This window comes from Pseudomonas sp. UBA3149 (assembly GCF_002364655.1).
Lineage (GTDB): Bacteria > Pseudomonadota > Gammaproteobacteria > Pseudomonadales > Pseudomonadaceae > Chryseomonas > Chryseomonas luteola.
Genome location: NZ_DEYV01000006.1, coordinates 55,927 through 69,357, shown reverse-complemented (window position 1 = coordinate 69,357; position 13,431 = coordinate 55,927). Strand labels below are relative to the sequence as shown.

Below are 13,431 nucleotides of genomic sequence, written 5' to 3'. Positions count from 1 at the left end.
CTATGAAGGAGGTCAGCTAGTGCCCAGCTGGGTTACCCCTATTCAGGAGTCTGCAATGGTTATGCGCTTTACCGAAGAACACGAATGGCTGCGTCTGGAAGCCGATGGCACTGTAACCGTAGGCATTACAGATTATGCTCAGGATGCGCTGGGCGACTTGGTCTTCGTGCAATTGCCGGAGCTGCGCACCTACGCCAAGGGCGAAGAGGTGGCGGTACTGGAGTCGGTCAAGGCTGCCAGCAACATTGCCATGCCGATCGATGGCGAGATCCTGGAAATCAACGAAGCGCTTGGCGATGCCCCTGAGAAAGTCAATCAGGACCCTCTCGATGCCGGCTGGTTCTTTCGCATGCGTCCTGCCGATCCAGAAGCACTCGGCACGCTGCTTACCGAAGACGGCTACGCTCAATTGATCAAGGCTTGAGGAGGTGACCATGACCGATTTTCGCGACTCATTCAGCACCGCTGACGAATTCATTTCGCGCCACATCGGCCCGCGCGAGCTGGACATCGTGTCCATGCTCGACCTGCTGGGCTACGATTCGCTGGACGCCATGACAGCCAAGGTCATCCCGGATAGCATCAAGGGCACCAGCGTACTGGATTTGCCCCAGGGGCTGTCCGAAGCCGACGCCCTGGCCGAATTGCGTGGCATCGCCCGCAAGAACAAGCTGTTCAAGTCCTTTATCGGACAGGGCTATTACAACTGCCATACCCCGGCGCCCATCCTGCGCAACCTGCTGGAAAATCCCGCCTGGTACACGGCCTATACGCCTTACCAGCCGGAAATCTCCCAGGGTCGTCTGGAGGCACTGCTGAACTTCCAGACATTGATCGGCGATCTGACCGGGCTACCTGTAGCCAATGCGTCCCTATTGGACGAGGCCACGGCTGCCGCCGAGGCCATGACATTCTGCCGTCGTCTGTCCAAAAGCAAGGCCGAGGCCTTCTTCGTTTCCCTGCATTGCCACCCGCAGACCATCGATGTGATCCGCACCCGCGCCGAGCCGCTGGGTATTGAAATCGTAGTGGGTGTGGAAACGGACATCGGCGATCACGGCCGTTTCTTTGGTGCCCTGTTCCAGTACCCGATGACCACGGGCGAAATCCGCGATTACCGTGAAGTCATCGAGGCCTTCCATCAGGCGGGTGCCCTGGTCGCCGTCGCAGCTGACCTGATGGCCCTGACATTGTTGACCCCACCCGGCGAGTTTGGCGCGGATGTCGCTATCGGCACGGCCCAGCGCTTTGGCGTACCGCTCGGCTTTGGCGGCCCGCACGCCGCGTATTTTGCCACTCAGGACAAATACAAGCGTGACATGCCCGGCCGTGTGGTGGGCGTATCCATTGACCGTCATGGCAACCCGGCCTATCGGCTGGCGCTTCAGACCCGTGAGCAGCACATCCGTCGTGAGAAGGCGACGAGCAACATCTGCACAGCTCAGGTCCTGCTGGCCAACATTGCCAGCATGTATGCCGTCTACCACGGTCCGGAAGGTCTCAAGCACATCGCTACGCGCATTCATCGCCTGACTGCCCTGCTGGCGACCGGTCTGCATGCACTAGGCCATCGCACCCAGGAAACCTTTTTCGATACGCTGACGCTGGTATTTGGCGACAAAACCAATGCGATTCACGAAGCGGCCCGCGCCAAAGGCTTCAACCTGCGCGTGATCCGTGACACCGACCTGGGGGTTTCGCTGGACGAGACCACCACAGTCGAAGACGTCATGACCCTGCTGGAGCTTTTCAGCGATGGCCAGCCCGTGCCTTCCCTGGATAGCCTGCTGGACCAGGCCGAGGAGCATTTGCCGGCAACGCTTCGTCGTCAGTCCGCCTTCCTGACGCACCCTGTTTTCTCCCAATACCGCTCCGAAACTCAGCTGATGCGCTACCTGCGCACCCTGGCGGATAAGGATCTGGCGCTGGATCGCACCATGATCCCGCTGGGCTCCTGCACCATGAAGCTCAACGCGGCCAGCGAGATGATTCCGATCACCTGGGCCGAATTTGGCAATCTGCATCCCTTCGCACCAGCCGACCAGACCGAGGGCTATGCCCAGATGACCGCCGAGCTGGAGCAGATGCTATGCGCCGCTACGGGCTACGACGCCATCTCCCTGCAACCCAACGCCGGCTCCCAGGGTGAATACGCGGGCCTGTTGGCCATTCGCGCTTATCATGAAAGCCGCGGCGATACCCAGCGCGATATCTGTCTGATCCCGTCGTCTGCCCATGGCACCAACCCGGCAACCGCCTCGATGGCCGGTATGCGTGTGGTCGTGGTGGCCTGTGACAGCCGCGGCAATGTGGATGTGGGTGATCTGCGTGCCAAGGCCCAGCAGCACGCTGCCAATCTGGCCGCGCTGATGATTACCTATCCTTCCACTCACGGTGTGTTCGAAGAGGCGATCCGCGAGATCTGCAGCATCGTTCACGAGCATGGTGGTCAGGTTTACATTGATGGCGCCAACATGAACGCCATGGTGGGCCTGTGCGCGCCGGGCAAGTTTGGCGGAGATGTGTCTCACCTGAACCTGCACAAGACCTTTTGCATCCCGCACGGTGGTGGCGGTCCGGGCGTAGGCCCGATTGGTGTGAAGTCCCATCTAGCGCCGTTCATGCCGGGTCATGCCGGGCTCGAGCGCAAGGAGGGTGCAGTATCGGCAGCGCCCTATGGCAGCGCGAGCATCCTGCCCATCTCCTGGATGTACATGAAGATGATGGGCGGCGAGGGGCTGACCCGTGCCTCGCAGATTGCGATCCTGAATGCCAACTACATTGCCCGTCGTCTGGAAACCTATTACCCGGTGCTGTACTCGGGTGAAGGCGGCCTGGTGGCGCACGAGTGCATTCTCGATCTGCGTCCGCTCAAGGAAACGAGTGGCGTGACCGTGGACGATGTGGCCAAGCGCCTGATCGACTTTGGCTTCCATGCGCCTACCATGTCCTTCCCGGTAGCCGGCACGCTGATGATCGAGCCGACCGAGAGCGAGTCCAAGGCCGAGCTGGATCGCTTCTGCGACGCCATGATCGCCATTCGCGAAGAGATTCGTGCCATCGAGGCCGGTACGCTGGATGCCAATGACAATCCGCTCAAGAACGCGCCGCATACCGCACGTGAGCTGACCGGCGAATGGACGCATCCCTACAGCCGCGAACAGGCGGTGTACCCGTTGCCATCGTTGGTAAACGGCAAGTACTTCCCGCCCGTGGCGCGGATCGACAATGTGTACGGTGACCGCAACCTGATCTGCTCCTGCCCGCCGATCGAGGCGTATCAGGACGCGTGATCCGCAGCGGATGCGTATCACCTTGCCCATCTCCTCCTGCCTATTCCGCAGGAGGAGATGGAGCGCCGTGATGCCTGTCAACTGGCCGGGCACATGGCCTCAACGCGGTTTTCACCGTTACGGCTTTACTGTAAGGCACGTCCATGCTTGGCGCGGTGTGCCGTTAGCCATGCCTGACCGGCCCTTTTGCTCGCGTTGGACGCGACTGCACGACTCATGAAGGAGTCCCCATGACCGAATCACTGCTCAAAACCCCACTCCATGCCCTGCACCTTGAACTGGGTGCACGCATGGTGCCGTTCGCCGGTTATGACATGCCGGTGCAATACCCCCTTGGCGTGCTCAAGGAGCACCAGCACACCCGCGCCCAAGCCGGATTGTTCGACGTTTCCCACATGGGCCAGATCCTGCTGACGGGCGACAGTACCGCCGCTGCGCTGGAAGGGCTCGTTCCGGTCGATATCGTAGGCCTGCCGGTAGGCATGCAGCGGTACGCCTTGTTCACCAACGAGCAGGGCGGCATTCTCGACGACCTCATGGTCGCGAACCTGGGCGATTGCCTGTATCTGGTCGTGAATGCCGCGTGCAAGCACCAGGATCTGGCGCATCTCAAAGAGCACATCGGCTCGCGCTGCCATGTCGAACCTCTGTTCGAAGAGCGGGCACTCCTTGCCTTGCAAGGACCGGCAGCCGTGGCCGTGCTGGCGCGACTGGCGCCGCAGGTGTCCGGCATGACGTTCATGAACATTGCCCGCGTCACGCTGCTGGATTACGACTGCATCGTCAGCCGCAGTGGGTATACCGGCGAAGACGGCTTCGAGATTTCCGTGCCGGTAGAAGGCGCCGAAGCACTGGCCCGAGCCCTGCTGGCCGAGCCGGAAGTACAAGCCATTGGCCTGGGCGCGCGTGACTCCCTGCGTCTGGAAGCAGGCCTGTGCCTGTACGGCCATGATATGGATACGCAGACAACGCCGGTTGAAGCCAGTCTGGTCTGGGCGCTATCCAAGCCGCGTCGCGCAGACGGTGCGAGGGCCGGTGGTTTTCCTGGCGCCGAGACCATCTTTGCCCAGCAACAGAATGGTGTGGCGCGTAAGCGTGTCGGTCTGCTGGTACAGGAGCGGGTGCCGGTCCGTGAGGGTGCGGAACTGGTGGACGCAAACGGTGCGGTGATCGGAAGGGTGACCAGTGGCGGCTTTGGCCCAACCCTGGGTGCGCCGGTTGCGATGGGTTATGTCGACAACGCCTATGCAGCGCTGGACACTGAGCTGTTTGCCATGGTGCGCAACAAGCCGGTTGCCGTTAAGGTCGCCAGGATGCCTTTCGTACCGCAGCGCTATTACCGAGGATAAGCCTTCCGGTTGTGGCGTTCAGAAAGGCAGGTACAAAAAAGCCGTGCGCGGTCAAACCGGCACGGCTTTCTTACATCCATTGCTTCAGCGATTCAGCAGTTTACGACGGCCATCGGGCCAAACTTCCCACAACTGATCGTTGATCCGCTGGACCTGACTGGTCACGCGGTTGCGCTGTACATTGATAGCGGCCTGGATCGACTGGCTGACAGAACGATCGGCTTGCTGATAGCCCACCCCTTGCATGGCAGGCTGACCCAAAGTGTACTCTCTCATACGCATGTCCTGCTCGTTAAGGGATTGACCGGCGCGCATAGTACGCGCTGTCGCTAGAGACAGGCTAGAGAGGGATTTGCTCACACCGTTAGTCAGAAGCGTGATCGGCAAAGCAAATCAGGCCTTATTAATTCGCTTCGCCATAGGTTTCCACCCTGAACAGGTACGCGACAGCAGCAACGATGACGCAAAACTACCCCTTATAGGAGCGCTGGGGCTGGGCTGGTAAGGGTACTGCGCTACGCTCAATTGCGGCAGGGCAATGATAAGCGCAGCGCAGAAAAGGTCGATCGGCTTATAGCTTGATCCAGGTCGCCTTGATCTCGGTGTACTTGTCGAAGGCATGCAACGATTTGTCCCGCCCATTGCCCGACTGCTTGAAGCCACCGAAGGGGGCTGTCATGTCACCACCATCATATTGGTTGACCCATACGCTGCCGGCCCGTAGCGCCTTGGCTGTCAGATGCGCCTTGGAGATGTCACGCGTCCAGACCGCCGCGGCCAATCCGTACTGGGTGTCGTTGGCGATCTTGATCGCTTCCTCAGCCGTGTCAAAGGTAATGACAGACAGTACCGGTCCGAAGATTTCTTCCTGAGCAATCTTCATGGCATTGGAAACGCCATCAAAAATGGTCGGCTCCACATACACACCACCGGTTTCCTCCAGGGTGCGCTTGCCCCCAGCTACCAGCTGAGCACCGTCAGCGTGACCGGCTTCGATGTAGCCAAGCACGGTATTGAGCTGCTGCGTATCCACCAGGGCGCCGACATTGGTTTCCGGGTCCAGCGGGTGGCCTGGTTTCCAGGTTTTCAACGCCTCGATCACCAACGGCAAGAACTGATCCTTGATCGAGCGCTCGACCAGTAGGCGCGATCCGGCTGTACAGACTTCGCCCTGGTTGAAGGCGATGCCACTGGCTGCTGCCTTGGCGGCTTCCTCCAGGTCTGGTGCATCGGCAAACACAATGTTCGGGCTCTTGCCGCCCGCTTCCAGCCAAACGCGCTTCATGTTGGATTCGCCCGCGTAGACCATCAGCTGCTTGGCGGTGCGGGTCGATCCGGTAAACACAAGGGTGTCCACGTCCATGTGCAGGCCCAGCGCCTTGCCTACGGTATGACCATAGCCTGGCAGCACGTTGAGTACGCCCGCCGGAATACCGGCCTCGATGGCCAGCTGGGCAATACGGATAGCGGTCAGCGGGGACTTCTCGGAAGGCTTGAGCACGACCGAGTTACCGGTCGCCAGGGCCGGGCCGAGCTTCCAGCAGGCCATCATCAGCGGGAAGTTCCACGGCACGATAGCGGCAACGACACCCACTGGCTCACGCGTGACGAGGCCCAGCTCGTCGTGGGCAGTGGCTGCGACTTCATCGTAGATCTTGTCGATGGCTTCGCCATTCCAGCGCAGGGCGCGGGCGGAGAGTGGAATGTCGATGTGATAGGAGTCGCTGATGGGCTTGCCCATATCCAGCGTTTCCAGAAGGCCAAGCTCTGCAGCGTGCTGCTCGAGCAGATCGGCGAAACGGATGATGATCGCTTTGCGCTTGACGGGTGCCATGCGCGACCAGACGCCGGATTCGAACGTGGCACGGGCGCTAGCAACTGCCCGGTCGGCATCGGCAACATCACAGCTTGCTACCTTGGCCAGAAAGCGGCCGTCGACGGGGCTGATGCAGTCAAAGGTCTCACCGGAGGCGGCATCACAGTATTCGCCCTGGATGAAGGCGCGGCCTTCAATGGTTAGACTCTGGAAGCGCTGTTCCCATTCGGCGCGGGTTGGCGTGCTCATGCTGGTTTCCTCTCAAACAGGGTAGAAGAGGCGGTGGCCGTGAAGCCTGGCGCATCCGCAAAGCTGTCAGCCACCCTAAACCAGCCCAAGGGTGTTAGCAATATTTAACAAAGCCTTTGTTACAAGGCTGATATGTTCAAATTATTGAACACTTTTCGATCCTAGCGGGTGGCCTCCAGCGTGACCTCGAAGACCAGTGGCGAATAAGGCGGGATCAGATCTCCGGCACCTTCATCGCCATAGGCCTGTGACGAGGGCACCACGATGCGCCATTGCGAGCCAACCGGCATCTGGGTCAGGGCTGTGCGCCAGCCGGGAATGACGCTGGACAGCTTGAACCATTGAGGAGTCTGCTGTTCATCGAAAGTGCTGCCATCAGGCAGTTTACCGATATAGCGGACCTGCACCTGGCCATCGGCTTTGGGCTGCGGCCCGGTGCCCTGGCGGATAACGGTTACCAGCACGCCGCCTGGCAATTCCTTCACACCATAACGGGTCTTCTCATTGACCAGAAAGCGGGTTTCCGCCTGCCTGGCGGCTTCCACATTACTGGATTCCTCCTGCTGGTCGATCGCTTCCTCATGTTGGGCCACCAGCTCATCGATCTTTTTCTGATCCATTGCCAGCGGCTCGCCCTTGTAGGACTGGTTCAGGCCCTTGATCAGGTCGTCGATTTGCAAATCCGGCAGCTCGCTTTTCAAGCGGTTGCCGATTTCGGTCCCCAGGCTATAGGCCAGCTCGTCCTTGACCTTGTCCTCGGCGTGCGCCGCCAGAGGAAGGAGCAGGCACAGGCTTAACAGCGAAAGGCGTAACATCTACAACATCCTCATGCATGAAGAGCAGCCTGGATAAGCGTATCCAGGGCGCCAGGTTCAGCCGTACCCGCCGGACCAGCCAGTGCGGTCAGCCAGCCAGCCGGATCAGGCTGGGAAGTAAGGGGCCAGCCTACACCGGCCTGCTCCAGTCGTGTAAGCAGTTCGTGCTCGGCGTCCAGCTCCAATTGTTTCAAGCGTTCACGCAGCGCGGCGAGTGCAGTATCGGTTTGCGCGGCTGGCTTCCAGTAAGTGCGTAGCACGCGCAGGGGCTCCACAACAGTTGCCCGCCAGGGGGCCGCCACGATCTCCAATAGCCGCTGGCGCTCAATCATTGGTGCCACGCCTCGGTTGCCCAGCCAGGCACCGGTCAGCAGTAGGCAAACATCCGCGCCGGCGCTCTGTAACGTCAGGCAGGCCTGGGTGACATCGGGTCTGGCATACAGCGCAAGTGCATAGGGCCAGAGCATTTTTTCCATGATAAGAGTCCTGTAGGCAAGGCGGTCCTGTTGACGATGGGCATGACGGCCAGCGAAGAGTGCTTGCCAGCGGGCGCGAAACCGCCTTTACTCGCCAGTTTCCAAAGGCACCGGTGCTGTCCGGCTCGCCTCACCAGGTCAATAGGCTCTACACTCGCCGCCATGATTCGAATACATAACCTTACCTTACAACGTGGCCCACAGCGTTTGCTGGAAGGTGCCGAACTGACGCTGCACCCAGGCCAGAAGGCCGGTCTTGTGGGTGCCAACGGAGCGGGCAAGTCCAGTCTCTTCGCCCTGCTGCGGGGGCAGCTCGTGCCGGATGCCGGTGATTGCCAGCTACCGGCGGCCTGGCGAATTGCCCACATGCGCCAGGAAGTCGATACCCTCGATCGGCTGGCGGTCGACTATGTCCTAGACGGGGACATTCACCTGCGTGATATTCAGACCGGGCTGGTAGCGGCAGAAGCCGCGCACGACGGCAATGCTCTGGCGCGCCTGCATGCCGAGCTGGAAGCGGCCGATGGGTATACTGCGGACGCCCGAGCCCGCAAATTGCTGGCTGGGCTTGGTTTCATGCCGGAGCAGATGGAGCGCCGTGTAGGCGACTTCTCAGGCGGCTGGCGGATGCGTCTGAACCTTGCACAGGCACTGATGTGTCCTTCCGACCTGCTGCTGCTCGATGAGCCCACCAACCACCTTGATCTCGACGCCATCCTCTGGCTGGAAGATTGGCTCAAGAGCTATCCCGGTACGTTACTGCTGATTTCCCACGACCGCGACTTCCTTGATGCCGTGGTCGATCAGATCGTTCACCTCGAACAGCAGAAGCTGACGCTTTACCGTGGCGGTTACTCTGCCTTCGAGCGTACCCGCGTCGAGCGGCTGGCCCAACAGCAGCAAGCGTACGAGAAGCAGCAGGCGCAACGCGCGCACATGGAAAAATTCATTGCGCGCTTCAAGGCACAGGCTACCAAGGCACGCCAGGCCCAGAGCCGGATCAAGGCCCTGGAGCGGCTGGAAGAACTGGCGCCTGCCCATGTGGATTCGCCGTTCGATTTCAGTTTTCGTGAGTCCGACAAGCTGTCCAATCCGCTGCTGGACCTGAGCGAAGGCCGCCTCGGCTATGGCGACAAGACCATTCTGCACCCGGTCAAGCTGCAGCTGGCGCCCGGTGCCCGTATCGGCCTGCTGGGGCCGAACGGGGCGGGTAAGTCCACCCTGATCAAGACCCTGGCTGGCGAACTGCAACCGCTGGGCGGCCGCCTGACCTGCGGTGAGAATCTGGCCATCGGCTACTTTGCCCAGCATCAGCTGGACTCGCTTGACCCCAAGGCCAGCCCGCTGTTGCACCTGCAGCGTATCGCGCCGGGTGAGCGTGAGCAGACGCTACGGGATTTCCTCGGAGGATTCGACTTCCGTGGCAATCGCTGCGATGAGGCTGTCCTGAATTTTTCCGGTGGTGAAAAAGCGCGTCTGGCCCTGGCATTGATCGCCTGGCAAAAGCCCAACCTTCTGTTACTCGACGAACCGACCAACCACCTGGACCTTGATATGCGCCTAGCGCTGACCATGGCCCTGCAGGAGTTTTCCGGCGCGGTGCTGGTGGTCTCCCACGACCGTCATCTGCTCAAGAGCACGACGGATGAGTTTCTCTTGGTCGCCGATGGTCGCGTACAGGCCTTTGACGGCGACCTGGACGATTATGCCCGTTGGCTCGTGGAGTTTCGCGCCCGCCAGCAACCCGTGTCTGCCCCGGATGCCAATGCCGACAAGGTCGACAAGCGTGCCCAGCGCCAGGCGGCGGCTGCGCTGCGCCAGCAGCTCGCCCCGCTCAAGCGCGAGGCAGACAAGCTCGAAAAGGAGCTGGGCAAGGTCCAGGAAAAGCTGGCCGCACTCGAAACACGTCTGGGCGACAGTGGTCTGTATGAAGCATCACGTAAAGAGGAGCTTCGAGTGGCCTTGGCGGAACAGGCACAACTGAAATCACGCGAGAGCGAACTGGAAGAAGGCTGGCTGGAAGCCCTCGAGCGGCTGGAAAGTCTGCAGCTGGAACTGGAGAACGCCTCGTGATCGAAGAACTTCATTCTCTTATTCCGGCAGGTTGGGAGCGCGGCGTCATTCTGGGCGTGCAGGTCCTGGCTATCCTGCTTGCCGGGTATATCCTGCAACGCTTCATCGCACGGGCCATTACCCGCATCGGCGAGCGTTATCACTTGCCGCCGCAGTTCGTACTGGTCATGCGGGGCTTGCTGCGCTGGCTGATCATGGGCAGTGCACTGCTCATGGTTCTAGAACGCTTCGGTGTGTCCGGCTCGGTGCTCTGGGCGGCACTTTCCGGCTTTATCGCGGTGGCTGCAGTTGCGTTCTTTGCTATCTGGAGCGTCCTGTCCAACCTGTTCTGTGCGCTGCTCATCTTTACGGTGGGGCCGTTTCGGCTGGGCGATCGGGTCGAGATCATCGATGCGGCGGACAAGCCTGGCGTGAAAGGACGTGTCGTGGCGATCAACATGCTGTATACCACGCTGGAAGACATGACCGAAGGCGTCAACAGCGAGGAAGCTGCGCTGTTGCAGATTCCCAATTCGCTGTTTTTCCAGAAGGCTGTTCGCCGCTGGCGTGGTACAGACGTACCCTTCACCTTCCTGGATCGCTGATAAAGGAGTTACCAATGGCGCTGCATACATGGCTGGCCTTTCTGCTGGCCTGCTGGGTGATCAGTCTTTCCCCTGGCGCAGGCGCCATTGCTTCCATGTCGGCGGGGTTGCGTCATGGTTTCTGGCATGGTTACTGGAACGCTATTGGCCTGCAGTTGGGGCTTGCTCTGCAGATTGCGATCGTGGCCGCCGGGGTAGGGGCTCTGCTCGCAACCTCGCAACTGGCGTTCGCGGTGATCAAATGGTTCGGCGTGCTGTACCTGGTCTACCTCGCCATCCGGCAGTGGAAAGCCGCGCCCATGGACTTTTCTAATGCACCCAAACCCGGCGCTACCGCCAGCACCTCTTCGCTAGTCTTTCGTGGTTTCCTGGTGAATGCCAGCAATCCCAAGGCTGTTGTGTTCATGCTGGCGGTATTGCCTCAGTTCATCAATCCCAGTCAGCCGTTGCTGGCTCAGTACCTGATCATTGGCGCTACCATGGTCACGGTCGACCTGATCGTTATGGCCGGGTATACCGGTCTTGCCGCCAGGGTGTTGCGCGTATTGCGCACGCCACGTCAGCAGCGGCTCACCAACCGCGTCTTCTCTGGATTATTCATGGGCGCTGCCGGGCTGCTGGCCACGGTTCGGCAAGCTGTCAGCTGAGTCTGCTACACCGCTAATCCTTTCATGCCAGCCGATCCGCTTGCTAGAGCGGTTTGGCTGAGCGCCCCCGCCTGTTGATATCTCGTTGCGCGCCCTTACGCCAATCCCGTCTCCCGACGAAAACCTGAAAACAGCGACTCGGCAGGCTTGTAACAAAGCATTACAAGTAGAACACTATGGCTAATGCCATCCATTCTTGTTTGGAATCCGTTCATGTTTAAGCTGTACCGGCTGTTTGCTGTACTGTTGTTGCCCCTGCTTGCTTCATTCAGTTCGGCTGTGCAGGCCGAGCCCGAGGATGAGGCCGCCCACGCCTTGCATATCCTGGGCTACCTTGGCGCGGATTATCCCGCCACGGTGAATAAGGGCGCCGTTATCAAGGAAGCGGAATACCGCGATCAGCTGGATCTCCTGCATACCTTGCAAACCCTGATCGAAGGTCTGCCGGCGCGTCCTGAACGGACCGAGTTGGAGCAGGGCGTCACCCACCTGCGCGAGGCCATCACGCAGAAGGCCGACGGCGATGCGGTCGGACAGGAAGCGAGGGCGCTAGCCGCTCGATTGGCTCAGCTGTACCACGTGGCGCAGGCGCCGGCCATTACCCCAGACCCAACCCGTGGCGCACCGCTTTACGCCCAGCAGTGCGGGGTCTGTCATGGTAATACCGGGGCGGGCGACGGCCCGGCCGGCATCGGTCTGGAACCCCCTCCCGGCGATCTGCGCGATCCGGCGCGAATGGATCATCTGAGCCTCTACGATATCTACAACACCGTCACGCGGGGCATCGACGGCACGGACATGCCTTCCTTTGCCAATCAACTCGATGAGCGTCAGCGCTGGGATGTGGCGTCCTACATTGCAAGCTTTAGTGCCGACCCGGCGAAAGCGGGTGCGGCCTCGTTCGATCTGGCGCAGCTGGCGGGCCGCACACCTGCCGAAGTGGCCGCCGCACAAGGGGATGAGGCTGCTGCCGCGTTCCGTGCCCAGCGTGCCAAGCCGCCTGTGCAGCAACGCGGCCCTGTCCAGCTGATCGATTACACCCGGGCAACCCTGGATAAAAGTCTGGCGGTCTATCGCGAAGGCGAACATGACCAGGCTTATGACCTGTCTGTGGCAGCCTATCTGGAAGGTTTCGAACTGGTGGAAAGCGCCCTGGATAACCTGGACGCGACCCTGCGCAAGGACACCGAAAAGGCGCTCATGGCTTATCGGCAGTCCTTACAGGATGGCCTTGCCGTGGAGGAAGCCCAGGCTCGCCTGGACATAGCCAAGACGAAACTGGCAGCAGCCAGCGACCTGTTGAGCGGTGGTGGCATGTCTACCTCGCTGAGCTTTTTCGCCAGCCTTCTGATTCTTGTCCGTGAAGGTCTGGAAGCCATTCTGGTATTGGCCGCCGTGCTGGCTTTCCTGCGTAAGACCGGCCAGCAGTCCGCCATCCGTAGCGTGAACATCGGCTGGGGCCTGGCCATGCTGGCTGGTGTCGCTACCTGGGCGGTGGCAGCGTATGCGCTCAATATCAGTGGTGCCCAGCGGGAATTGATGGAAGGCATTACCGGTCTGTTCGCCAGTGTGGTGCTGCTCTGGGTCGGTGTCTGGATGCATGACCGCCGCAACGCCGCCGCTTGGCAGGACTACATCAAGAACAGCCTCGTGGGTGGCGGTGGTCGTTTCGGCTTTGCCGTGCTGGCGTTCTTTTCGGTCTATCGCGAGCTGTTCGAAGTTATCCTGTTCTACGAGACCCTGTGGCTACAGGCCGGCCCGGCAGGTCATGCGGCGGTACTAGGTGGTGCGATTACCGCGGTTGTTCTGCTGGTAGGGCTTGCCTGGGTCATCCTGCGAGGCTCCATGCGTCTGCCGCTGGGCCTGTTCTTCAGCGCCAATGCCGTCCTGTTGTGTCTGTTGTCAGTGATTTTCGCCGGGCATGGCGTGGCAGCGCTGCAGGAAGCAGGTGTGATCGGCACCCGTCCGGTACCGTTCTTTGATTTCGACTGGCTGGGTATCCACGCCGATGCCTACACCTTGACTGCCCAGGGCATCGCGATCGTGGCCATTGCGCTACTCTATGCCCGCAGCCGCTATGCCGAACGCCGTCGTGAGGTGTCAGGCGGCTCTGTCGGAAACGCGTAAGA

General features: G+C 60.5%; 11 protein-coding genes. 7 read left to right on the top strand and 4 right to left on the bottom strand.

Going from position 1 to position 13,431, the window contains the following annotated elements:
- Window positions 1-55: 55 nt before the first annotated feature.
- The 3 genes from gcvH (at window position 56) to gcvT (ending at window position 4,642) form a co-directional block, all read left to right on the top strand.
- Window positions 56-424 (top strand): glycine cleavage system protein GcvH, encoded by a 369-nt coding sequence (gene gcvH / locus B3729_RS03955; protein ID WP_010796676.1) that lies wholly within the window; start codon window positions 56-58, stop codon window positions 422-424.
- A 10-nt stretch (window positions 425-434) separates the two neighbouring features.
- Window positions 435-3,293, top strand: coding sequence for an aminomethyl-transferring glycine dehydrogenase (gene gcvP, locus B3729_RS03950; RefSeq protein ID WP_286787113.1), 2,859 nt, complete (start codon window positions 435-437; stop codon window positions 3,291-3,293).
- Between the two features lie 230 nt (window positions 3,294-3,523).
- Window positions 3,524-4,642: a glycine cleavage system aminomethyltransferase GcvT gene (gene gcvT / locus B3729_RS03945; protein ID WP_286787112.1), complete on the top strand. Its 1,119-nt coding sequence runs from the start codon at window positions 3,524-3,526 to the stop codon at window positions 4,640-4,642.
- Window positions 4,643-4,726: 84 nt separating this feature from the next.
- On the opposite strand, the gene B3729_RS03940 is transcribed toward gcvT, so the two are convergent.
- The 4 genes from B3729_RS03940 to B3729_RS03925 form a co-directional block, all read right to left on the bottom strand.
- Complete coding sequence (locus tag B3729_RS03940) at window positions 4,727-4,918, bottom strand: hypothetical protein (RefSeq protein ID WP_074821529.1); 192 nt, start codon at window positions 4,916-4,918, stop codon at window positions 4,727-4,729.
- A gap of 295 nt (window positions 4,919-5,213) precedes the next feature.
- Window positions 5,214-6,707 (bottom strand): aldehyde dehydrogenase, encoded by a 1,494-nt coding sequence (locus B3729_RS03935; RefSeq protein ID WP_073450043.1) that lies wholly within the window; start codon window positions 6,705-6,707, stop codon window positions 5,214-5,216.
- A gap of 161 nt (window positions 6,708-6,868) precedes the next feature.
- Entirely contained in the window at window positions 6,869-7,522 is a 654-nt protein-coding gene (locus B3729_RS03930; RefSeq protein WP_125888650.1) for an FKBP-type peptidyl-prolyl cis-trans isomerase, read from the bottom strand.
- Window positions 7,523-7,533: 11 nt separating this feature from the next.
- Window positions 7,534-7,998, bottom strand: coding sequence for a TIGR02444 family protein (locus tag B3729_RS03925; RefSeq protein ID WP_286787111.1), 465 nt, complete (start codon window positions 7,996-7,998; stop codon window positions 7,534-7,536).
- A gap of 162 nt (window positions 7,999-8,160) precedes the next feature.
- Between B3729_RS03925 and B3729_RS03920 the strand changes: the two genes are divergently transcribed.
- From B3729_RS03920 to B3729_RS03905, 4 genes are all read left to right on the top strand, one after another.
- Window positions 8,161-10,071 carry an ATP-binding cassette domain-containing protein gene (locus tag B3729_RS03920; protein ID WP_286787110.1) on the top strand — a complete coding sequence of 637 codons (1,911 nt, stop codon included), beginning with the start codon at window positions 8,161-8,163 and terminating at the stop codon, window positions 10,069-10,071.
- Window positions 10,071-10,655 carry a mechanosensitive ion channel family protein gene (locus B3729_RS03915; RefSeq protein WP_233432108.1) on the top strand — a complete coding sequence of 195 codons (585 nt, stop codon included), beginning with the start codon at window positions 10,071-10,073 and terminating at the stop codon, window positions 10,653-10,655. The genes B3729_RS03920 and B3729_RS03915 overlap by 1 nt, the downstream gene beginning before the upstream one ends.
- 14 nt (window positions 10,656-10,669) lie before the next feature.
- Window positions 10,670-11,302 carry a homoserine/homoserine lactone efflux protein gene (gene rhtB, locus B3729_RS03910; protein WP_286787109.1) on the top strand — a complete coding sequence of 211 codons (633 nt, stop codon included), beginning with the start codon at window positions 10,670-10,672 and terminating at the stop codon, window positions 11,300-11,302.
- Between the two features lie 213 nt (window positions 11,303-11,515).
- Complete coding sequence (locus tag B3729_RS03905) at window positions 11,516-13,429, top strand: FTR1 family protein (protein WP_286787108.1); 1,914 nt, start codon at window positions 11,516-11,518, stop codon at window positions 13,427-13,429.
- The last annotated feature ends 2 nt before the right edge of the window (window positions 13,430-13,431 follow it).

Excerpts from the sequence above, each read along its gene's own strand:
- B3729_RS03925 (WP_286787111.1), bottom strand. The coding sequence starts at position 7,998 with ATGGAAAAAATGCTCTGGCCCTATGCACTTGCGCTGTATGCCAGACCC.
- B3729_RS03940 (WP_074821529.1), bottom strand. The coding sequence starts at position 4,918 with ATGAGAGAGTACACTTTGGGTCAGCCTGCCATGCAAGGGGTGGGCTAT.
- B3729_RS03905 (WP_286787108.1), top strand. The coding sequence starts at position 11,516 with ATGTTTAAGCTGTACCGGCTGTTTGCTGTACTGTTGTTGCCCCTGCTT.
- B3729_RS03930 (WP_125888650.1), bottom strand. The coding sequence starts at position 7,522 with ATGTTACGCCTTTCGCTGTTAAGCCTGTGCCTGCTCCTTCCTCTGGCG.
- rhtB (WP_286787109.1), top strand. The coding sequence starts at position 10,670 with ATGGCGCTGCATACATGGCTGGCCTTTCTGCTGGCCTGCTGGGTGATC.
- gcvH (WP_010796676.1), top strand. The coding sequence starts at position 56 with ATGGTTATGCGCTTTACCGAAGAACACGAATGGCTGCGTCTGGAAGCC.
- B3729_RS03920 (WP_286787110.1), top strand. The coding sequence starts at position 8,161 with ATGATTCGAATACATAACCTTACCTTACAACGTGGCCCACAGCGTTTG.
- gcvT (WP_286787112.1), top strand. The coding sequence starts at position 3,524 with ATGACCGAATCACTGCTCAAAACCCCACTCCATGCCCTGCACCTTGAA.
- B3729_RS03935 (WP_073450043.1), bottom strand. The coding sequence starts at position 6,707 with ATGAGCACGCCAACCCGCGCCGAATGGGAACAGCGCTTCCAGAGTCTA.
- gcvP (WP_286787113.1), top strand. The coding sequence starts at position 435 with ATGACCGATTTTCGCGACTCATTCAGCACCGCTGACGAATTCATTTCG.